This window comes from Streptomyces sp. NPDC007264, assembly GCF_042869095.1.
Classification (GTDB): Bacteria; Actinomycetota; Actinomycetes; order Streptomycetales; family Streptomycetaceae; genus Streptomyces.
Genome location: NZ_JBIAFD010000001.1, coordinates 261,895 through 280,941 on the forward strand (window position 1 = coordinate 261,895; position 19,047 = coordinate 280,941).

General features: G+C 74.8%; 17 protein-coding genes. 3 read left to right on the forward strand and 14 right to left on the reverse strand.

Features of this window, described 5'->3' with window-relative positions; all coding sequences use genetic code 11:
- Window positions 1-424: 424 nt before the first annotated feature.
- The 4 genes from ACFYMU_RS01220 to ACFYMU_RS01235 all read right to left on the reverse strand — a co-directional run bounded on the left by ACFYMU_RS01220 (window position 425) and on the right by ACFYMU_RS01235 (window position 5,239).
- Entirely contained in the window at window positions 425-2,470 is a 2,046-nt protein-coding gene (locus ACFYMU_RS01220) for an NAD(+) synthase (RefSeq protein WP_388366432.1), read from the reverse strand.
- Between the two features lie 489 nt (window positions 2,471-2,959).
- Window positions 2,960-3,703, reverse strand: a complete 744-nt coding sequence (locus tag ACFYMU_RS01225) for a DUF4142 domain-containing protein (RefSeq protein ID WP_388366434.1) — start codon at window positions 3,701-3,703, stop codon at window positions 2,960-2,962.
- 136 nt (window positions 3,704-3,839) lie between these two features.
- Entirely contained in the window at window positions 3,840-4,232 is a 393-nt protein-coding gene (locus ACFYMU_RS01230; RefSeq protein WP_388366436.1) for an SCO5389 family protein, read from the reverse strand.
- A 35-nt stretch (window positions 4,233-4,267) separates the two neighbouring features.
- Entirely contained in the window at window positions 4,268-5,239 is a 972-nt protein-coding gene (locus tag ACFYMU_RS01235) for an ATP-binding protein (protein ID WP_388366438.1), read from the reverse strand.
- 220 nt (window positions 5,240-5,459) lie between these two features.
- Between ACFYMU_RS01235 and ACFYMU_RS01240 the strand changes: the two genes are divergently transcribed.
- Both ACFYMU_RS01240 and ACFYMU_RS01245 read left to right on the forward strand, forming a co-directional pair.
- Window positions 5,460-6,485 carry a permease gene (locus ACFYMU_RS01240; RefSeq protein ID WP_388366440.1) on the forward strand — a complete coding sequence of 342 codons (1,026 nt, stop codon included), beginning with the start codon at window positions 5,460-5,462 and terminating at the stop codon, window positions 6,483-6,485.
- Window positions 6,482-7,237 (forward strand): TIGR03943 family putative permease subunit, encoded by a 756-nt coding sequence (locus ACFYMU_RS01245; RefSeq protein ID WP_388366441.1) that lies wholly within the window; start codon window positions 6,482-6,484, stop codon window positions 7,235-7,237. The genes ACFYMU_RS01240 and ACFYMU_RS01245 overlap by 4 nt, the downstream gene beginning before the upstream one ends.
- A 61-nt stretch (window positions 7,238-7,298) precedes the next feature.
- Here ACFYMU_RS01245 and ACFYMU_RS01250 read toward each other — a convergent pair whose 3' ends face one another.
- Window positions 7,299-7,979, reverse strand: coding sequence for a DUF6445 family protein (locus tag ACFYMU_RS01250; protein WP_388366443.1), 681 nt, complete (start codon window positions 7,977-7,979; stop codon window positions 7,299-7,301).
- A gap of 116 nt (window positions 7,980-8,095) precedes the next feature.
- Window positions 8,096-9,340 (reverse strand): protein kinase, encoded by a 1,245-nt coding sequence (locus ACFYMU_RS01255; RefSeq protein ID WP_388366445.1) that lies wholly within the window; start codon window positions 9,338-9,340, stop codon window positions 8,096-8,098.
- A 148-nt stretch (window positions 9,341-9,488) separates the two neighbouring features.
- Between ACFYMU_RS01255 and ACFYMU_RS01260 the strand changes: the two genes are divergently transcribed.
- Complete coding sequence (locus ACFYMU_RS01260; RefSeq protein ID WP_388366446.1) at window positions 9,489-11,324, forward strand: hypothetical protein; 1,836 nt, start codon at window positions 9,489-9,491, stop codon at window positions 11,322-11,324.
- A gap of 33 nt (window positions 11,325-11,357) precedes the next feature.
- Here ACFYMU_RS01260 and ACFYMU_RS01265 read toward each other — a convergent pair whose 3' ends face one another.
- The 8 genes from ACFYMU_RS01265 to ACFYMU_RS01300 all read right to left on the reverse strand — a co-directional run bounded on the left by ACFYMU_RS01265 (window position 11,358) and on the right by ACFYMU_RS01300 (window position 18,735).
- Window positions 11,358-11,606: a ferredoxin gene (locus ACFYMU_RS01265; RefSeq protein WP_388366448.1), complete on the reverse strand. Its 249-nt coding sequence runs from the start codon at window positions 11,604-11,606 to the stop codon at window positions 11,358-11,360.
- Window positions 11,603-12,946 carry an NADH-ubiquinone oxidoreductase-F iron-sulfur binding region domain-containing protein gene (locus ACFYMU_RS01270; RefSeq protein ID WP_388366449.1) on the reverse strand — a complete coding sequence of 448 codons (1,344 nt, stop codon included), beginning with the start codon at window positions 12,944-12,946 and terminating at the stop codon, window positions 11,603-11,605. Before ACFYMU_RS01270 ends, ACFYMU_RS01265 begins: the two co-directional genes overlap by 4 nt.
- Window positions 12,943-13,650, reverse strand: coding sequence for a ferric reductase-like transmembrane domain-containing protein (locus ACFYMU_RS01275; RefSeq protein ID WP_388366450.1), 708 nt, complete (start codon window positions 13,648-13,650; stop codon window positions 12,943-12,945). Before ACFYMU_RS01275 ends, ACFYMU_RS01270 begins: the two co-directional genes overlap by 4 nt.
- The gene (locus ACFYMU_RS01280) at window positions 13,647-14,663 is read right to left on the reverse strand and encodes an FAD:protein FMN transferase (RefSeq protein WP_388366452.1); all 1,017 of its coding nucleotides are present in this window, start codon (window positions 14,661-14,663) and stop codon (window positions 13,647-13,649) included. The genes ACFYMU_RS01275 and ACFYMU_RS01280 overlap by 4 nt, the downstream gene beginning before the upstream one ends.
- Complete coding sequence (locus tag ACFYMU_RS01285; RefSeq protein ID WP_388366454.1) at window positions 14,660-15,091, reverse strand: hypothetical protein; 432 nt, start codon at window positions 15,089-15,091, stop codon at window positions 14,660-14,662. The genes ACFYMU_RS01280 and ACFYMU_RS01285 overlap by 4 nt, the downstream gene beginning before the upstream one ends.
- Window positions 15,092-15,303: 212 nt before the next feature.
- The gene (locus tag ACFYMU_RS01290) at window positions 15,304-16,674 is read right to left on the reverse strand and encodes a sensor histidine kinase (protein WP_388366456.1); all 1,371 of its coding nucleotides are present in this window, start codon (window positions 16,672-16,674) and stop codon (window positions 15,304-15,306) included.
- Window positions 16,671-17,327, reverse strand: coding sequence for a response regulator transcription factor (locus ACFYMU_RS01295; RefSeq protein WP_388366458.1), 657 nt, complete (start codon window positions 17,325-17,327; stop codon window positions 16,671-16,673). The genes ACFYMU_RS01290 and ACFYMU_RS01295 overlap by 4 nt, the downstream gene beginning before the upstream one ends.
- 580 nt (window positions 17,328-17,907) lie before the next feature.
- Window positions 17,908-18,735 carry a hypothetical protein gene (locus ACFYMU_RS01300; protein WP_388366460.1) on the reverse strand — a complete coding sequence of 276 codons (828 nt, stop codon included), beginning with the start codon at window positions 18,733-18,735 and terminating at the stop codon, window positions 17,908-17,910.
- Between the last annotated feature and the right edge of the window lie 312 nt (window positions 18,736-19,047).

The window sequence follows — 19,047 nt, forward strand, 5'->3', positions numbered from 1 at the left end:
GTGACGGGCCGTCCGCCGCGGACCGGCCGGACGGGGAGCGGGCGAGTGAGGCACGGCCGAGGGGCAGTCTGCTGAGTAAGAACGCCATGCCTCTTCACGCTAGGCACGGGCCGGGGGACGGACACACCGGCAGGCAGGTGGGTTCGCAGTGGTGACAGCCCCCGTACAGCACGGGGGCAGCCTCCCGACAGGACCTAGTGCCCCGGCAGGCAACGTTTGCCCGTCAAGGAGCGGCGTCGTGGGGGTCCCCCGCTCGAGCGGAGCCGAGAGTGGGGGAGCGTGCTCTCGGCGTGCCGGCCGGAAGTCCTCGTACTGGACGTACGTGGGCTTTCGGCCGGTGCGGCGAGTGGGGGTCCCCCCTGCTCGAAGAGCTTGGGGGAGCGTGCCGGGCGTCGCGACGGGGCGAACGTTGCCTGTTGGGGCACTAGCCTTCGGTGCCGGTCGTCTCCCAGCGGGCGAGGTCCCTCAGCCAGGCCCGCGCCGTACCGTCGGACGGAGCCCGCCAGTCGCCGCGCGGCGAGAGGGAGCCGCCGGCCGACACCTTCGGCCCGTTCGGCATGGCCGACCGCTTGAACTGCGCGAACCCGAAGAAGCGGCGGCAGAAGACCTCCAGCCAGTGCCGGATCTCCGACAGGTCGTAGGCCGTCCTCTTGGGCTCGGGGAAGTTGGGCGGCCACGCGCCCGCGTCCCGGTCGTGCCACGCGTGCCAGGCCAGGAAGGCGATCTTGGACGGCCGGAAGCCGTAGCGCAGCACATGGAAGAGGGTGAAGTCGTGCAGCGCGTACGGGCCGATCTTGGACTCCGTGGACTGCATCTCCTCGCCCGGCACGAGCTCCGGGCTGATCTCCGTGTCGAGGATCGCGGCCAGCGTCTCGCCGGTCTGCTCGCCGAACTGCCCGCTGTCGATGACCCAGCGGATCAGGTGCTGGATGAGCGTCTTGGGCACACCGGAGTTGACGTTGTAGTGGCTCATCTGGTCGCCGACCCCGTAGGTGCACCAGCCGAGCGCCAGTTCGGACAGGTCCCCGGTGCCGAGCACGATGCCCCCGCGCTGGTTGGCCAGCCGGAACAGATAGTCGGTGCGCAGCCCGGCCTGCACGTTCTCGAAGGTGATGTCGTACTCCGGCTCGCCGGCCGAGAACGGGTGGCCGAGCTCCTTGAGCATGAGCCGCGCGGTCGGTGTGATGTCCAGCTCGGCCGCGGTGACGCCGAGCGCGCGCATCAGCTTGTGGGCGTTGTCCTTGGTGTGCTCGCTGGTGGCGAAGCCGGGCAGGGTGAAGGCCAGGATGTCGCTGCGCGGGCGGCCGGCGCGGTCCATCGCCCGGGCGGCGACGATCAGCGCGTGGGTGGAGTCCAGGCCGCCGGACACCCCGATGACGACCTTCGGACCGCCGATCGACGCCAGCCGCTGCTGCAGGCCCGCGACCTGGATGTGGTACGCCTCGTAGCAGTCCTGGGCCAGTCGGGCGGGGTCGGCCGGCACGAACGGGAACCGCTCGACCCGGCGCAGCAGCCCGAGGTCCGTCGTCGGCGGGTCGAGCCGGAACGGCACCTGCCGGAAGCCGTCGGTACGTGCGGCGTGGGTGCGGCGGTTGTCGTCGAAGGTGCCCGTCCGCAGGCGCTCCTGCCGGAGCAGACCGAGATCCACGTCGGCCACCGCGTACTGGTCGCCGACCGGGAAGCGGTCGGTCTCGGCCAGCAGCACGCCGTTCTCGTAGATCATGGTCTGACCGTCCCAGGACAGGTCGGTGGTCGACTCGCCGAGACCGGCCGCCGCGTAGACGTAGGCGGCGAGGCAGCGCGAGGACGCCGAGCGGCACAGCAGCCGCCGGTCCTCGGCCCGGCCGACCGTGATCGGGCTGCCGGAGAGGTTGGCGAGGACGGTCGCACCGGCCAGCGCCGCCTCGGTGCTCGGCGGTACCGGGACCCACATGTCCTCGCAGATCTCCGCGTGCAGCACCAGGCCGGGGACGTCCTGCGCCGCGAAGAGCAGATCGACGCCGAACGGCACGGCCGCCCCGCCGACGAGGATCGAGCCGCCGCGCTCGTCGTCGCCCGCGGCGATCTGCCGCCGCTCGTAGAACTCCCGGTAGGTCGGCAGATACGACTTGGGGGTGACGCCGAGGATCCGGCCGCGGTGGACGATCACCGCGCAGTTGTAGATCCGGTGGCGGTGGCGCAGCGGGGCGCCGACGACGAGCACCGTCATCAGCTCCGCCGACCCGGCCACCACGGTCCGGAGCGCCTCCTCCACCTCGTCGAGCACCGTGTCCTGCAGGAGGAGGTCCTCGATCGAATAGCCGGTGAGGCAGAGTTCCGGGAAGACCGCGACGGCGACCCCCTGCTGTGCGCACCGGCGCGCCTGCCGCAGCACCGCCTCCGCGTTGGCGGGCGGGTCGGCGATGGCGGCATGGCCGGTGCACGCCGCGATCCGCGCGAAGCCGTGTTCATAGATCGACCAGAAGTCCATACCTGAACGGTACGGAACCGGTGGCCGTGCCTCGCGGGGAGCGCCGGGGTCACGACGCCCGTGACCGGCCGGCCGGGAGTCCCGAGGCGTCCGGGGGAACCGGAGGACGTACCCCCAAATGGTCAGGGATTCAACGAGGTTGACACTGAGTGCCCGGTGATCGACTATGTGCTCGAGCTGTGACTCACATGACCGGTGAGTCCGGCGTTTTCTTCGGCGTTCCTCCCGGCCGCGGTCCCGGCTGCTTCGTGCTGCCCTTCGCCGCGTCCGGGTGCGGGCGTATGACAAGGGGGAACCTCATGCCTGGCGCGGGACGCGTGTCACCGTACGAAACCGCCTGACCCGTATCCGTGTACGACGCCTCCGGCGTCCCTTCGACCATCCTCCACGGGCCCGGCGCTCTATTCCCCCGGTGAGCGCCGGGCCCACCTTTTTCTCCGCTTTTTTCCGCTTTCCTCCGCTTTTCTCCGGTCGCGGGGCCGTCGGCCGTCAGCCCAAGGTGGGCTGTGCCGAGGGCGTCGCCGACGGGGGCGGGGTGAAGCCGGCCGGCGGGGAGAGGATCACGGTGGGCTCGCCGGGCTGCGGGGCCGGCGGGGTCATGTCGCTGCCCGGGAGCTTCGGCGGGGTCGTCTCCTGGAACAGGACCTGGTCGAAGTCCACGAGGCCCGTCTGCTCCAGCACCGTGATGTGGTCCAGGACCGTGTCGTTGGCCTGGTCGGCCAGCTGCCGGACCAGGGTGTTCTTCGTGGTGGCCCGGATGTTGGCGATGGCCGGGAAGATCTGGCCGTGGGTCACCCGCAGGATGTTCGCCAGGTCCTCGTCGAACTTCTTGCCGGAGTCCGCGGTCAGGGTCTGCACGAAGCCCTGCTGCTGGGGGCTCGGCTGGTTCGGCAGGGTGATGCCCAGCTGCGCGGCCACCTTGCGGCAGGTGGTGTCGAGGTTGACGTGCCCGTTGACCAGGTGCTGCCCTGCGGTGCGCACGGCCGGGGTGGTGCCCTTCTTCAGCGCCAGTTCACCGGACGGGAACTCCCACAGGCCCGCGGCCCGCACCTTGACGACGAAGTCGCGGTCCGCCTCGGTCAGCGGTCCCGACGAGGTGGTGGCGATCACGCGGGACGGAGCGCTCGAGACTTTCTGCACGCCCAGCATCGACGGATAGACGAGCGCTGTCAGCGTCAGCGTCAGGGCACCCGCCACGAAGAGCGTTCCCGCCGCGTTCCGCGAAATGCGCATGGCACCTCCTGGTTGTTCCGACGACCAGAGGTACGGGCTCCACAGGTTCGAAATCCTCTTACGCAGGTAAAATCCGCGGCTCACGGTGTGGGGGTCGTCACACCGTGAGCCGCGCGGGGGCGGTCCTGGGAGGGAGTCAGCAGTCGCGCAGTTCCGGTGACTGGTTGAGGATCTGCGCGCGCGGCGACGTGAAGCGGGTGTGGGTCTCACCGCCGCGGTCCTCGGGGCGGAAGACGGCCACCCGGTGGCAGTTCTGGAAGGCGAGGGCCACCTCGAAGTGGCGCTCGAGGCTGCCCCGGATCGCGTCGCTGGACAGCGCCCGCAGGAGCTGCCCGCGCTCCGTCTCCGACGGCGGCGGGGTCTGGTTGTCGGCGAACTCGACGGATCCGGCGTGCAGTTCGGCCGCCAGGTGGGCGATCAGGTCATAGGCGTACGGCAGGGACGTACGGACCGTTTCCACGAAGTCCTCCTGCCGGACCGGGCCCGACTCGGCTTCGGCGAGCAGTTGGGGGGAGACGTCGAGCGACATGTAGGGGTGTCCTGTCTGTGAGGGGGTGCGGTGGTTCACCGGGTGAGGGGTCGAGCGGCTCGCAGCGCCTCCGGGCCGTGCCGGAAGCCCGGGTCGACCTGGGAGGCGAGGGTGTGGCCGGTGGCCCGGTCGGCCCAGGCGGCGGCGTTGCGCAGATGGAGGGCGACGGCGTGCTCCTGGAAGGCGTCCCAGTCCTTGGTGCGGGCGTCGACGGCGGCCCGCAGCCGGCGCAGCGCCCGGGTGTTGTCGGCCTCCAGCTCGCCGTGCGGGCGGCCCTGTTCGCGGGCCCGGACGACGTCGGACTGCACGCAGTGGGCCACCAGGTCGTCGCCCACGTGCTCCTTGAGGAAGAGCAGGTCGTCCTCGCCGGTGACCTTGTTGCCGACGACGGCGATCGGGACGCCGAACTCGGCGGCGTGCTCCCGGTACTGGCGGTGCACCGAGACGCTCTTGCGGGTCGGTTCGACGACCAGGAACGTCAGGTCGAAGCGGGTGAAGAGGCCGGAGGCGAAGGCGTCGGCGCCCGCGGTCATGTCGACGACGACGTACTCGCCGGGGCCGTCCACGAGGTGGTTGAGGTACAGCTCGACGGCGCCGAGCTTGGAGTGGTAGCAGGCCACCCCGAGGTCGCTCTCGTCGAAGGCGCCGGTCACCATCAGCGGCACGCCGCCCACCTCGTGGACGTGGCGGGCGTGGAGCTCGTCGTCGCCGAGCGGGCGCAGCAGCCGGGAGCCGCGGCCGGGCGGAGTGGTCTTGATCATCGACTCGCGTGAGGCGATGCGCGGATTCGTGCCCCGCAGGAAGTCCTTGATCTCGTCGATGCGGGAGCTGAGCGGAGGGGCGGGGAAGGACAACTCCTCGTCGAGGCCGAGGGCGTGGGCGAGGTGCTGGTTGATGTCCCCGTCGACGGCCACGACGGGGGCGCCGGAACGGCTCACGTGCTGGGCGAAGAGGGCGGACAGGGTGGTCTTGCCGCTGCCGCCCTTCCCGACGAACGCGACGCGCATGGATCGACTCCTGGGTGGGGTGAGGGGGTGGGTCCGCCTTTCCCGCGGCAGGCGGCGTCCCGAGGAGGCGGCCCTCGCGGGCCGGCCGGCCTCCTCCGGCAACCCGCACGCTACATGGAAATGGATTCCATTGCTAATAAAGCGAGGTGTGGCGGTGTCATGAGCGCGGGACCGGCGCCCGCTATGTTCAGATCGGACGATCCGATGATCCGGAGCGAGGATGCAGAAGACGGATGAACCGACGCAGGCGGTCGCCGTGACCCCCACGGCCGCCGCCGACGCGCCCATACCCCCCAAACCCCTGCCCTGGACGCTCCTCGCCGTGCTCCCCGTGGTCGCCTCCGCCGTGACCGTCGTGGCCGTCCGGGGCCCCGACGACCCGGCGGTCGCGGCCTGGCGGACGGTCTGTCTCGCCGTCACGGTGCAGGCGCTGCCGTTCCTGCTGCTCGGCACGGCCCTGTCCGGCGCGATCAACGCGTTCGTGCCGGCAGGCGTGTTCAGCCGCGCGCTGCCCAAGCGGCCCGTGCTCGCGGTCCCGGTGGCGGGCATCGCAGGCGTGGTGCTGCCCGGCTGCGAGTGCGCGTCGGTGCCGGTCGCCAACAGCCTGATCCGCCGCGGGGTCACCCCGGCCGCCGCGTTCGCGTTCCTGCTGTCGGCGCCCGCCGTCAACCCGGTCGTGCTGACCGCCACGGCCATCGCCTTCCCCGGCAGTCCGGCCATGGTCGCGGCCCGGCTGCTGGCCTCGCTCGCCACCGCCGCCGTGATGGGCTGGCTGTGGCTCTGGCTGGGGCGCGAGGAGTGGCTGCGGCCGGTCGTGCGCCACACCGGGCACCGGCCCGGACACAGCCGGCTGCGGGAGTTCCGGCTCGGCTTCCAGCACGACTTCCTGCACGCGGGCGGCTATCTGGTCCTGGGCGCCATGGCCGCCGCCACGTTCAACGTGGTGGTTCCGCGTTCGGTGCTCGACGCGTTCTCCGGCTCGCCCTGGCTGTCCGTGCTCTTCCTGGCGGGCCTCGCCGTGGTCCTCGCGGTCTGCTCGGAGGCCGACGCGTTCGTGGCCGCCTCGCTCACCGGCTTCTCGCCCGTGGCGCGGCTGGCGTTCATGGTGATCGGGCCGATGGTCGACCTGAAGCTGATCGCCCTTCAGGCGGGCACGTTCGGCCGGTCCTTCGCGTTCCGCTTCTCCTCCGCGACCGCCGTGGTCGCGATCGTCTGCAGCGCGCTGATCGGAGGGGCCCTGTTGTGAAACGTTCCGCCCAAGTGGCGCTGGTCGTCCTCAGCGGGCTCGGTCTGCTGCACGCCGCGCTCTTCACCGACCTGTATCTGCGGTACGTCAAGGAGGGGCTGCGTCCGCTGCTGATCGCGTCGGGGGTGCTGCTGCTCGTGCTGGGAGTGGCGGGGGCGGTGCCGGCCCGGGAGGGGAACGGGAGCGAGGACGGTGACGGCGGCGGCACGGACGGGCACGCACACGACCACGACCACGACCACTCCGCGGTTCCCCGTATCGCCTGGCTGCTGCTCCTGCCGGTGCTCAGCCTGCTCTTCTACGCACCCCCGGCCCTCGGCGCCTACACCGCCGCGCGCGAGGCCCCCAGGGCCGTACGCGTCCAGGAGCGGTTCGACCCCCTGCCCGCGACGTCTCCGCTGCCCATGACCCTCACGGACTTCACCACCCGGGTGCAGCAGGACCACACGCGGGCCGTCCAGGGACGCACCATCCGGATGACGGGTTTCGTCACGCCCGGCAAGGAGGGCGGCTGGGACCTGACCCGGCTGATCCTCTCGTGCTGCGCGGCGGACGCGCAGTCCGTGAAGGTGCGGATGTACGGGGGCCCCGAACTCCCCGCCGACACCTGGGTGTCGGTCACCGGCCGCTGGCACCCCGGCGGCACCCTCGGCACGGCCTCGGCGCCGGTCGCGCTGGACGTCCGTACCGTCGAGCGGGTCCCCCGGCCCGTGAACGGGTACACGGACGCCCTTCCGCTCGCACCGCGCTGACCGTCGCCCTCCTCGGCCTCGGCGCCCTCCGAGCCCGAGGCCGAGGCCGGCCTCCGAATGGTCAGGCCATCCAGAAGAACACGGCCGTCATGCGCTTCTCCTCCAGCGTGGCGCCGCAGTAACCGGTGGCACTGTGCATGATGTTGGCCTTGTACAGGAGCAGCCGGTTGTAGCGCTGCGGCACGCGGAGGTCCTCGGCGAACGCGTCGGCCGGTACGTACCGCGTGCCCAGTGCCTCGACCAGGTTGGTGTGCGGGGCCTGCACCAGGTTGCCGCCGAGGACCCCGCCCGGCAGGTTCTGCCGGTAGAAGCTGGTGCCGCAGTCCTTGGGGATGTCGGGACTGAGATAGAGCACCGCGGCGTAGCGGCACAGCGCGCGCGAGTCGGTGTGCGGTCGCGGCTCCCCCTCGTCCTTGCCGACCACCTGGACGCAGTTGTGGTTGAGGGTGCCGCCGCCGGGTGCCGTCTCCTGCCACAGCCGCCGCGCACCCGTCTCCTTGCGCACCAGCCGTTCCACGCGGTCCAGTTCGCCCGGTTCGAGCCCCGGCATGGTCCGCAGCCCCGGCCAGCTCTCCTGCGTGTACGGATACCCCTTGGTCCAGTCGTCCCCCGCCAGACACCGGGCCCTGACCTCGTCGACGTTGGGCAGCACGTCGTCGAGGACCCAGTAGTCGCGGCCGCGTGTGGGCTTGCGGTACGGAAGAACGGGCAGGCGTGAGGGAGGTGGGGGCTGTGGGGGCATGCGCGTGACCATACAGTTCGCGTCTGCCGCGTTCTCTCTTGAGCTGGTCAATCTTCCGTCAACTCGACATCCCCCGGACGGCGGTGCCCTGGGGACGGAAGAGGGACGGCGGGCCGTCAGGGCGAGAACATCGCCATGCCGACGAGCATCGCGACGAGGAACAGCGCGGCCGCGGCGGCCAGCCCCACCGCCCGCGGCCTCTGGGTGACGAGCGCGCGAAGCGAGGGCCGTTCGCGCCGGGCGCCGGCGGAGGCGCGGTCGCGGTGCCCTCCCGCGGGCGGGCGTTCCCGGCGACTTCCGGCGGGCGGGCGTTCCCGGTGACTCCCCGTGGAAGGCCGCTCCTGATACCTGCCCGCGGAAGGACGTTCCCGGTGTCCCCCCGCCGGTGGCCGCTGGCGGCCGGCCGCCCGGTGGCCGGGGGCCGCGGGCGCGGAGGGGAGCTTGTACGTCGTCGCCGGCCCCGGCCCCGTGCGGGGCGACACCGGCGCTTCCGGGGCCGCCGGAGGCGTGTGCCGGGGCGCGGGGGCGGCGGCCGGAAGCGGTTCGGGGCGGCCGCGCCAGGCGCCGGTGGCGAACCAGTCGGCGGCCTGCCGTGCGGTGGGCCTGTCCTCTGGCCGCTTGGCGAGCAGGCCGAGCAGGTAGTTCTCGAAGGCGGGCGGCAGCACGGCCCCCAGCTCGCGCGGCGGGACGGGCGGCGTGTCGAGATGGTGGTGCAGGATCGCGATCGGGCTCTCGGCCCGGAACGGGGGTTGCCCGGTGAGGAGTTGGTAGAGCACACAGCCGAGCGAGTACACGTCGCTGGGCGGCCCCGCGGGCTTGCCCAGGGCCCGCTCGGGCGCGATGTACAGGCTCGTACCGACGATCTGCCCGGTCGCCGTGAGCGCGCCCGACGGGTCGTCCATGAAGCGGGCGATGCCGAAGTCGCCGATCTTCACTGCCCCCTTGGCGTCCAGGAGGAGGTTGCCCGGCTTGATGTCCCGGTGCACGATGCCCTGCTCGTGCGCGACGGCGAGCCCGGCCGCCGCCTGTGCGGCGATGGCCGCGACCCGTTCGGCGGGCAGCGGACCGTCGTCGGACAGCACCCGGGCGAGGCTGTCGCCCTCCACCAGCTCCATCACCAGGAACAGCCGGCCGTCCTGCTCCCCGAAGTCGAGGACGCCGACGACATGCGGGTGATGGAGCCGGCCCGCGGTCTGGGCCTCCAGGCGGAAACGGGATTCCGCGGTCGGGTCGGTGCCCTGGGCGAGCATCAGTTTGACGGCGACGGGCCGGCCGAGCATCTGGTCGTAGGCACGCCAGACCTCGCCCATCGCGCCACGTCCGATGGTGGTGTTCAGCTGGTACCGGCCCGCGATCAGCACCTGTTGTTCATCCTCATGCCGTGACTCCGCCGGGGCGGATGATGGTGGGATGCCGCGGCGCACCCAGACTACTGGTACGGCGGCACGGTTCGATCACCATCTCCCCCCAGAGGGACGAGAAGTGATGACGTGGTCGCATAATCCTCGCGTGTCCGACACTCCCGTTCCGATACCTTCCGGCACCGTCGCGGACGCCCCCGCCTGGGACTCCGCCGACGCCGCCGCATGGGCCGCGAGCCGGCCGGCCCCCTGGACCCGGCCCGGCTGGTCCGTTCTGGCGCTGGCCGCCACCGTGGCCGTGGCCGTCGCGGCCGAACCGCTTCCCGCGTGCAGCGACGCCGCCCCCTGCGGGCCCGACTGGTCCGGCATGTCCCAATGGGGTCTCTTCCTGGGACTGTTGTACTGGTACGCCCGCGTGCCGGAGCTGGTCCTGGTCGCCGCGCCCGCTCTCGCGGCCATGGTGGCGACGGGTGAACTTCCGGCCGCCGGCGGGACGGAGCGGCTCGCGAACCTGGCGGTGCTCGCGGCGCTCGCCCTCGGCTGGGCCGCGGCCCTCGGCCGGCTGACCGCCCGGCGGCGGCAGCGCCTCCTCGCCGAGCGCGCCGCGGGCGCCCGGCGGCCGCTGCCGGCACCGGCCGGTCCGCCGACCCGGGGGGTGCTGCCCGTCGTCATCGGCCTGGTCCTGTGCGCCGTGGCCGCGGGCGCGGTCGTGCTCGGCCTGCGCGACGTCCACGCCGACGAGCGGCACGCGGCCGGGGCCGACCGCGTCACGGCCAGGGTGACCGGCCGGGACGACGAGTCGGTGCGCGTCCGCGCCGAGGACGGGCGGTCCGTACGGGTCCCGTCCTTCTACTCCGAGGACTACGGCACCGGAACCACCGTGACCGTGCTGGAGGACGGCGGATGGCGGCGGCTGGCCGCCGAGCCCTACGACCCCGTCGGGTGGCAGCTGCTGACCCTGGCCACCGGGCTTGCGGGGCTCTCGCTGCTGGCCGTGGGCGTCCTCGCCCGCCGCCGCTCGGCCGCCCTGCGCCATGCCCCCGTGACCGCCCTGCGGGTACGGGAACGAGTCGCCCACGACGGCCGCACCTGGGTGTACGCGGCCGACGACACCGCGGCCGGCACCCCGCTGTTCAGCTGCGTCTGCGTGCCGGCGCTCGGCCCGGGGGACGAACCCGGCGCCTGGTACGCCGACTTCGGGGATCCGCACGACGACGAGGACGAACCGGTCCTCCTCGACACGGGAGTGCGCGACGCCGTCATGTTCGGGGCCCCGTACGAGGGCGGGGAACTCTGCTTCCGCACGGCCCGGACGGACGGCGTACCGGTGCTCATCCGCACCTGCGCCCCGGTACGGCTGCCCCGGCCGGGCAGGGGTCCTCTGCCGGCGATCCCCGCGGGGTCCGCCGACCGGGACCCGGCCGACCCGGCCGCCGTGCCGCGCAGGCCTCCGGCCGGGCCGAAGCGCTGGGGCCCCGACACGGCCGTCCGGGTCGCCGGGGCGGCCTTCGCCCTGATCGTGGTGGTCGGGGTCCGGCTCCTGGCCGACGCGGTGGCGGCGGAGGGGTTCGACTGGAGCATCGCCCCGCTGTTCGGCCTGCTCGCCCTGATCGACCTGGCGGCCACGCTGCTCAACTGGCGGATCACCGTGGACGGCTCGGGACTGTGGCTGGCCGGGGCCTGGCGGGTGCGGCACGTGCCGTGGGAGCGGCTGGGGTCGGTCGTGTGCACCCGGGAGGGCGACGTCCGGATCCAGGTCACCGGTGAGAAGTCCTGGGAGCTGCGCGGACTCGGTGTGCAGTGGCTCGAACGCCGGCGGCGGCGGCCTTCCTCGTACGCCCTGATGGCCGACGAGATCACCGCCCTCGGGAAGCACCCGGAACTGCGCCCCGCCGAGATCTGCCCGTCGCGGGAGCGCGGGCTGCCGATGGGGCCGCTGCTGCTCGCGCTCGGTGTCATGGTCGTTCTCGCGGCGTTCCTGTGAGCCGGGACCCGGCGGTGGCCGCCGGGCCCTCGGTCAGCGGCGGGCGCGGTCCGTGCGCAGGGCCAGCACCGGGCAGGCGGCGACGGCACGGCGGGCGTGAGCCCGCAGGTGCGGGGGCACGGCCGTGTCCTTGAGGATCGGATAGCCCCACTCGTCGAGGTCGATGAGCTCGGGGAGGGCTTCGGCGCACAGACCGCGGCCCGTGCAGGCGATGCGGTCGACGCGCAGGGTGCGGCCGCGGGGGTGGGCGCCGGGATGGGTGCGGGTGTCGGTGTCGGTCATCGCCATGTCTCCGGGGGCGTGGCGGGTGGTACGGGGAGCAGGGGCGGCCGGCGGGCCGCGGCGCAGGCGCCGTGGGCGAGATGGTGCTCGACGTCGTCGGCGAAGCAGCGCAGGGCCGATGCGGCGAGGCGGGCGGCGCCGTCGGGATGGCGGCAGGCGCCCCGGTCAGGCAGCAGACCGGTGCGGTGGCGCAGCCGCGCCAGGAGCCCCCGGTCGGCCCGCCCGGCGGCCAGCGCGCCGAAGTCGTCGGCCACCGCGGGCAGTCCGAGGCGGCAGGGGCCGCACTGGCGGGCGCTGTGCGCGGCCAGATAGCCGAGGATCCGGGCCGTCTCGGCGAGCCCGCAGGCGCCGCCGGGCAGGGCGGCGACCACGCCGGCGCCGGGCGCCGCGCCCAGCGGCGCCAGGTCGCGCCGGGTCAGGGGGGTGTCCAGGTGCTCCGCCGGGAGCCAGGTGCCGGCGAAGCCGCCGACCAGCAGCGCCCGCAGCGGCTCGGTGGGTCCTGCGGCGCGTTCGAGGACCGTGCCGAGCGGTGTGCCGAGGGCGACCTCCAGGACACCGGGCGCGCCGACGGCGCCCGAGGCGGTGACGAGCACGGTGCCGGGCTCGTCGGCGGTGCCCGCCCGCCGGAACCAGGCCGGGCCGTAGCGGGCGACGAGGGCCAGATGGGCCAGGGTCTCGGCGTTGTGGACCAGTGTGGGGCGCCGCGCGACGCCGCGCTCATGGCTGCGCGGCGGGCTGCCCAGCGGACGGGCCGGACCTCCGTTGAGCCAGCTCACCAGCGACGTCGACTCGCTGGAGACGTAGGAGTGCGGAAGCGCGTGCAGCCGCACCGGGACGCCGTCGAGGCCGGCGCGCCGGCGGGCGTCCACCGCGGCGTCCAACTGCCGGTGCTGGACGGAGCGGTCGCGCGGCAGGCACACGTGGACGACGTCGGCGCCGACCGCGGCCGCGGCCAGCACGGCGCCGTCGAGGACGAGATGGGGCGCGACGGCGAGCAGGAACCGGTCCTTGTGGCTGGCCGGTTCGCTCTCCATGGCGTTGACGACGACCACGGCGCGCCCCCGCCGTTCCGCCACCGCGTACAGCTTGCGGGCGGTGGGGAAACCGGCGCCGCCGCGGCCGGTCAGCCCGGCCGCTTCCACGGCGCGGACCAGCGGCATGGAGGTGCGGGTGCCGGTCGCCGCGGCGACGGGGGGCGGCCCGTAGCGGCCCAGGTGCTCCTCCAGCGCGGCCGGCCGGCCGGTGGCGCTCCAGCCGGCCAGCAGACGGGGGGTCGGGGTGTCGCCGGGAGCGGGCGCGCGGCGGTGCGGCGCGGCGGACGCCGGGGCGGGGAAGCTCATCGTCCACCTCCGAACGTCACGGCCGCGGTGGTCGCGGCGCGCTGGGCCCAGCCGGGCTGCAGCGGCCCGGTGGCGAGGAAGGCGGTGAGCAGCACCGGTACGGCCGCCGCGGCCACGGCGGCGGTGAGGCGTCCGGCGACCCGGCCCGGGCCGGCCGTGGCCAGCCGCCACCACACGGCCGCGACGACGGCGGCGAGGGATGCGGCGTAGAGCCACAGCTGGAGGGGCAGCCGGGTGTCGGTGCCGGTTCCGGCGCTGTGGAAGAGGGCGAGCGGCCAGGCCGCGTAGGACAGCCAGTGCACGGCCTTCCAGCGGCGCGCCCCGAGCCGCAGCCGCACCGCGCTGGTGACCGCGACCGCCAGCAGCAGGTCCAGTGCGGCCGTGCCGAGACCGAGCCAGAGCGGACGGTAGGAGGCGCCGAACGGGACCACGGACACCGCCCACCCCAGATGGACGAACGGGTCGAGCACCGCGGTGGCCACGTGCACGGCGAGGAACACCAGCGTGAGCAGGGACAGGTTGCGGTGCAGCAGCCCGATCCCGAAGCGGCCGGCCCGGCGCGGCGCGGCCCGGCCCCCGGAGGCGACGCCGAGCGCCACGGTGGCGGTGAGCAGCAGCAGCGCGACGGTGCCGCCCGCGCGGCTGGCGTACCACAGGGGGCTGCCGGCCGCGGCCAGGGTCGTCAGGGGAGCCGTGGTCGTCATCGGGCGCCTCCGGGCGTGGGCTGCCGGTCGAGGCCCGTGGCGGGGACGGCGTCGGTCGCGGTGTCGGTCGCGGTGTCGGGGGGCCAGCCGCCGACGCGTACGACGCTGCCCTGAAGGTCCACCAGCCGGGCGGGGAGCGCCGTGCGGCGCAGCCAGTCGACGGCTCCTGCGCCCCGCACGATCGCCGCCGTGGCGGCCGCGTTGGCGTCCACGCAGGTGGCCGCCGCGACGGTGACGGTGCGCCAGACGGGCGGGGCGGGTTCGCCGGTCGCCGGATCGACGATGTGGTGCAGGGTGCGCCCGGCCCGGCGCCAGGTGCGCACCCGGACGCCGGAGGTCGCGAGCCCACCGCCGGTCACCGCCACGGCGGGGCCGCCGTCCGGGGCGGGCCGGGCGTGGTCGTCGGCGAGGGCGATGCGCCAGCCGCCGTCCGGCGTCCGGCCGGCCACCGCCAGATCGCCGCCGAGGCCGACGAGGACGCCGCAGCCTGCGGCGGCCGCGGCGTAGCGGGCGGCGCGGTCGGCGGCGAGGGCCTTCGCGGTCGCGCCCAGGTCGAGGTGTGTGTGCGGCGGCAGGCACAGCCGCCCGGTGCGCGGTTCCCAGGCGATGCGGCGCCATCCGGGGGCGGGCCGGGCCACCGGCAGGGGGCGGACGTCGTCGGGGCGCAGGGAGGCGAAGGTGCGGTCGTAGCCGAGCGCGTTCATCGCCCGGCCGACGGTCGGGTCGACGGCGCCGTCGGTGAGGCGGGCGGCACGGAGCGCGGCCTCGAGCGCCTCCGCGAACCGTTCGCCGACCGTCACCGGGGTGCCGGCGGCCAGGTTCACGCGGCTGAGTTCGGAGTCCGGCCGGAAGCGGCTGCACGCCTTGTCGACGGCGGCCAGCTCGGCGCGCAGGACGGCCTCCGCGGCCGGCAGTCCCCGCGGGTCGGTCACCAGCAGCACCGCGGTGGTGCCCAGGGCCGGGAAGACCACCTCGGCGGGTGCCCGGGACGGCGCGCCGGCCGGGGCGGTCATGACGCCCCCGTGGTGGCGTGGGGCTGCTGCCGCGTGGGGGCGGGCGGCTGCGCCGGGGCCTGCAGGCCGGGCCGGGCGGCCGGGGCCGTGCCGGTGCCGGTGCCCTCGTCTTCGTCGCCGTCGTCGTCCTCGTGGCCGCCCGTACCGCCGTGTTCCTCGTGCTCGTCGTCGTCCGCGTAGGCGGCGGGCGGTGCCGCGGGGTTCGGCACGGGCGGACCGGCCGGGGCGGCGGGTGACGCCGAACCCGCGGGCAGCAGATGGGTGTAGACGGCGCCCAGCGCGGCGGCGCCGGCGACCGCCGCGACCGTGATCCACCGGGTCAGGCCGCGAAGCCGCCGTACGCCGCGGTCGCGTGCGTCCACCGAGGGCGCCGGGGCGGCGGGCGGGCCGAAATCGGGGGACGGCGAGGGGGAGGACGGGTAGGACATGGCAGCGGCTCCTGGTGGATCGGCGGCCCGGGTTCGGCTGCGTTCCCCTCCAGGCTGTGCCCGTGCCACCCCGGATCCTGCTCACCTCTTCTTCAGAACCGGTAAAGATCTCGGCCCGGGAGGCGGCCCCCGCCTGCCGTTCCCGGTTCCCTAACGCTCCCGCTCCCTTGCCGTTCCTGGTCTCCCGCCGTTCCGGGCCCGGCCTCAGCGGTTCACCGGCGGCCCGCCCGCCCCTGCCCGCCGTCCTGCCGCAGCGGCAGTTCCAGCACGACGGTCAGCCCGCCGCCCGGGGTGTCCTCCAGGCGTGCGGTGCCGCCGTTGACGGTGACCAGCCGGTGGACGATGGCCAGGCCCAGGCCGGCGCCCCTGGCCCGCGTATCGCCGAACCGGCGGAACGCCACCGCCTTCGCCTCGGCGTCCATCCCGGGACCGTCGTCCCTGACCCGCACCAGGGCCGAGGCTCCGAGCGCCCGGTGGTCGATCGTCACGCTCCCGCCGTCGGGGACGGCGTCCAGGGCGTTGGCGATCAGGTTGTCGAGGATCTGCTCCAGATGACCGCTGCCCAGCGAGGCGGACAGGGCGGGACCCGCGTCCGCCGTCAGACGCACATGCCGCTCCCCGGCCACCGGCGACCAGGCCGCCACGCGCTCCGCCACCACGTCGTCGATCCGCACGGCGGTCGGGCGAGGCGTCGTCTGCTCGGCGCGCGCCACCGCGAGCAGCCCGTCGACGAGCCGGGACAGCCGCGCGATCTCCCCCTGGGCGGCGGCCAGTTCCGTCGCGGTGTCGTCCTCGGCGCCCGCGGCGAGGACGTCGAGCCGCAGCCGCAGCGCCGCCAGCGGGGTACGCAACTGGTGGGACACGTCGGCGATCACGGCCCGGTGACCGTGCACCAGGGCCTCGGTGCGGGCCGCCATGGCGTTGAACGTGGCGGCCAGGCGGCGGACCTCCGGTGGTCCTTCGTCGACGACGGCCCGCTCGTCGAGGGCGCCCTCACCGAGCCGCCGGGCGCTGGCGTCCAGCGTGGACAGGGGGCGGCTCACCCAGCGGGCGAGGCGGACGGACAGCAGCACCGACGCGGCGAGCCCCGCGGCACCGATCGCTGCGGACCAGCCCCAGATCGCGGCGATCCGCGCGTCGAGCGGGGCCGCGGAACGGGCGAGGACGACGGCTCCCGCCGGCCGCCGGACCTCGCCGGCCGGCTCCGCGGCCAGCAGCAGTCCCTCGCGCTCCGGCGGCTCCGGCTCGTGCCCGGACAGCACGTCGGCGACATGTTCGCGCGCCTCCTCGCCCTGGGCCGCGGTGCACTCCGTGCTCGCCACCAGGCGCGCCGAGGCGTCGTACACGGCCACGCAGTCACCCGCCCGGGCCGCGGCGTCCATCTCCCGCCGCATGCCGGTCGCCGGCCGGTGGTCGGAGAGGTGCTCCTCGGCCGCCGCGGCGATCACCCGGGTGGCCGCCCGCTGGCTGTCCCGGAACGCCACGCGCTCCCGGGCAGTCAGCGACACGCCCAGCGGCACCACCGCCAGCACCAGCAGCACCGTCGTCAGAACGAGGAGCGTCCAGGTGATCCGGCGGCTCACGGCTGCTCCCGGGGCGCCCCGAGCCGGAAGCCGTGTCCGTAGACCGTCTCGACCAGGCCCGGCACACGGAGCTTGCGGCGCAGCGCCGCGACATGCACGTCCAGCACCTTCGTGGGGCCGTACCAGTGGGCGTCCCAGGCGCGTTCCAGGATCTGCTGCCGGCTCACCACCCGCCCCGGGTCCGCGGCCAGGCACTCCAGAATGCCGAACTCCTTCGGCGTCAGCGTGACCGGGCGGCCGTCCACGGAGACCTGACGGGTCCGCAGGTCGAGCACCAGCGGCCCGTGCCGCAGCACCTCGGGCCCGGCCGGGCGCCTGCGCCGCAGCACGGCCCGCATCCGCGCCAGCAGTTCGGCCAGCCCGAACGGCTTGACCAGGTAGTCGTCGGCGCCCTCGTCCAGGGCCACCACCCGGTCCGCCTCCTCGCCGCGCGCGGTCACCGCGATGATCGCCGCGTCCGACCGCGCGCGCAGTCTCCGGCACACCTCGACGCCGTCCATGTCGGGCAGCCCCAGGTCGAGCAGGACGACATCGGGGGTGTCGGCCGTCAGGGCCGCCCGTCCGGTGCGGACGCCCTCGACGGCGTACCCGGCCTGCCGCAGTCCGCGCACCAGCGAGTCCGCGATGCCCCGGTCGTCCTCCACGACCAGCACGCGTGTCTCCTCGGACGAACCCGTGCCCTGCCCCGCCATGCCTGCGACCGCCTTTCGGACCGTGCGGTCCGCTGCCCCGACTCTCCTCCTCAGCCTGCCCCGATCGCGGGGCCGGACGGCAGGGGCCGTTCGTCCCCTCACCTGGTGCGGGGGGCCGGACGGATCATCGTGGAGGCGGCGAGGGGGTGCCGGAAGGCCCCGTACGCACGGGCCGATCGGCACCTTCCGGTGGCCGTCGTGGTTCGGGAAGGCTGTCGATCACGGGATGCCACTCCTGGCGCCGATCAGGACAGTGGCTGGGCGCCCGTGAGAGGGGCCCGCCCATGGGCGGGGGCCGTTGCTGCGCGGGTGGCGCGGCGGCCGTGCGTCCGTCCGGCCTGCCGTCTTCTCGGCCGACGGACGCATCCCAGCCCCCGTATCCGTGGCGTGTGCCGCTGGCCGCTGGCCGCTGGCCGCTGTGCCTCTTGCCGCGTGCCTCCTGCCGCGTGCGGCGTTTCTCGTGCGGCGGCGTGGCGGCGTGGCGGCGTGGCGGCGTGGCGGCGTGGCCGGGCGTGGCCGGGCGCGGCCGGGCGCGGCCCGGTCAGCCGAGGCAGACCAGGTGGAGCAGACAGATCTGCGACGGGGACGTGGGCGCCGGCGTGGGGTTCGCCGACGGTGTCCCGGTGCTCGTGCCGCCGGTGGGAGCGGGCGCGGGGGCCTGCTGCGCCGCCGTCGCGGTGTCGCCGGGCACCGCGGCGCCCGCGGACGGGGCGGTGACCTGGGGCGACAGGACGGACGTCGCCGTGGCACGGGGAGAGGCGGCCGCGGCCGGCCGGACACCGCCCGGGGCGGTGCGGTGCGGGACGGCGGACTCGCGGGGCGGGACGCCGGCCGCGGGCGACTGCGTGGAGCGCGCGGGCGCGGTGTGCGCGGACCGGTGCGTGCGGGGCGGTGCCGTCGGCGGGCCGGGGTCCTCCAGCGCCTGTTCCTCCGCGGCGCCCATGCTCGTGTCGTGCGGTGCCGTGGCCGCCTGCGCCCGGTCGGCGGTGTCGCGGCCCATCGTGGCCACGGTCAGTCCGCCCCCGACGAGTGCGACGGCCGTCGCGATCACGGCCCGGCGCTGGTTCTTCCTCAGCCGCGCCAACTGGCGTCGGCGGGCCGCCCGGCCCTGCGGCGCGGGCGGGGCACCGGTGCCCCCGTCGGACGCCTCGGTGCCGGGGCCCCGGGGAGCCTCCTCACCGCCACCCCCGGCCGCCGTCCCGGCAGGGACACGGCCGCCCTGCCACTTGTCCTGGGCCGTGAACTCCCACTGCGCCCCCGCGCTCGTCGTCGCCACGGCGGACGGGGCGATGTCCGGGGCGTAGGCACCGCATCCGGGACACACCAGGGCGCCGTTGAGATAGCGGCGACATGAGGAGCAGTAGTCCATCACTGGTCTTCCTGAGTTGACATGCCGTCGGCCCGCCCGGCCGCGGGGTCCGGTCACGTTCGCATGTGGGATCGAGCGGCCGGCGACGCTAGCGGCCAGCAACGCTAACGAGGCTTTCTCAAGGGTGTGTGCAGCCCTTGTGACACTCCTGCGCGGATTCCTCGCGGACCTCGCGACGCCCGGTCGCGTGGCGCGCCACGCCGATGCGGCCGACGCTGGGTGGGGACGGGTCCGTGCGGCCGCGCCGGCCGGAGGGCGGGTACGCCCGGGACGAGCGAGAAGGCGCGACAAGGCGCGACAAGGCGCGAGGAG

What these genes read in the sequence shown, in the direction of transcription:
- ACFYMU_RS01265 (WP_388366448.1), bottom strand. Translation starts at nt 11,606, where the DNA reads ATGACCGACACCGACACCCGCACCCATCCCGGCGCCCACCCCCGCGGC.
- ACFYMU_RS01240 (WP_388366440.1), top strand. Translation starts at nt 5,460, where the DNA reads ATGCAGAAGACGGATGAACCGACGCAGGCGGTCGCCGTGACCCCCACG.
- ACFYMU_RS01275 (WP_388366450.1), bottom strand. Translation starts at nt 13,650, where the DNA reads ATGACGACCACGGCTCCCCTGACGACCCTGGCCGCGGCCGGCAGCCCC.
- ACFYMU_RS01230 (WP_388366436.1), bottom strand. Translation starts at nt 4,232, where the DNA reads ATGTCGCTCGACGTCTCCCCCCAACTGCTCGCCGAAGCCGAGTCGGGC.
- ACFYMU_RS01225 (WP_388366434.1), bottom strand. Translation starts at nt 3,703, where the DNA reads ATGCGCATTTCGCGGAACGCGGCGGGAACGCTCTTCGTGGCGGGTGCC.
- ACFYMU_RS01235 (WP_388366438.1), bottom strand. Translation starts at nt 5,239, where the DNA reads ATGCGCGTCGCGTTCGTCGGGAAGGGCGGCAGCGGCAAGACCACCCTG.
- ACFYMU_RS01300 (WP_388366460.1), bottom strand. Translation starts at nt 18,735, where the DNA reads ATGGACTACTGCTCCTCATGTCGCCGCTATCTCAACGGCGCCCTGGTG.
- ACFYMU_RS01285 (WP_388366454.1), bottom strand. Translation starts at nt 15,091, where the DNA reads ATGTCCTACCCGTCCTCCCCCTCGCCGTCCCCCGATTTCGGCCCGCCC.
- ACFYMU_RS01220 (WP_388366432.1), bottom strand. Translation starts at nt 2,470, where the DNA reads ATGGACTTCTGGTCGATCTATGAACACGGCTTCGCGCGGATCGCGGCG.
- ACFYMU_RS01250 (WP_388366443.1), bottom strand. Translation starts at nt 7,979, where the DNA reads ATGCCCCCACAGCCCCCACCTCCCTCACGCCTGCCCGTTCTTCCGTAC.
- ACFYMU_RS01270 (WP_388366449.1), bottom strand. Translation starts at nt 12,946, where the DNA reads ATGAGCTTCCCCGCCCCGGCGTCCGCCGCGCCGCACCGCCGCGCGCCC.
- ACFYMU_RS01280 (WP_388366452.1), bottom strand. Translation starts at nt 14,663, where the DNA reads ATGACCGCCCCGGCCGGCGCGCCGTCCCGGGCACCCGCCGAGGTGGTC.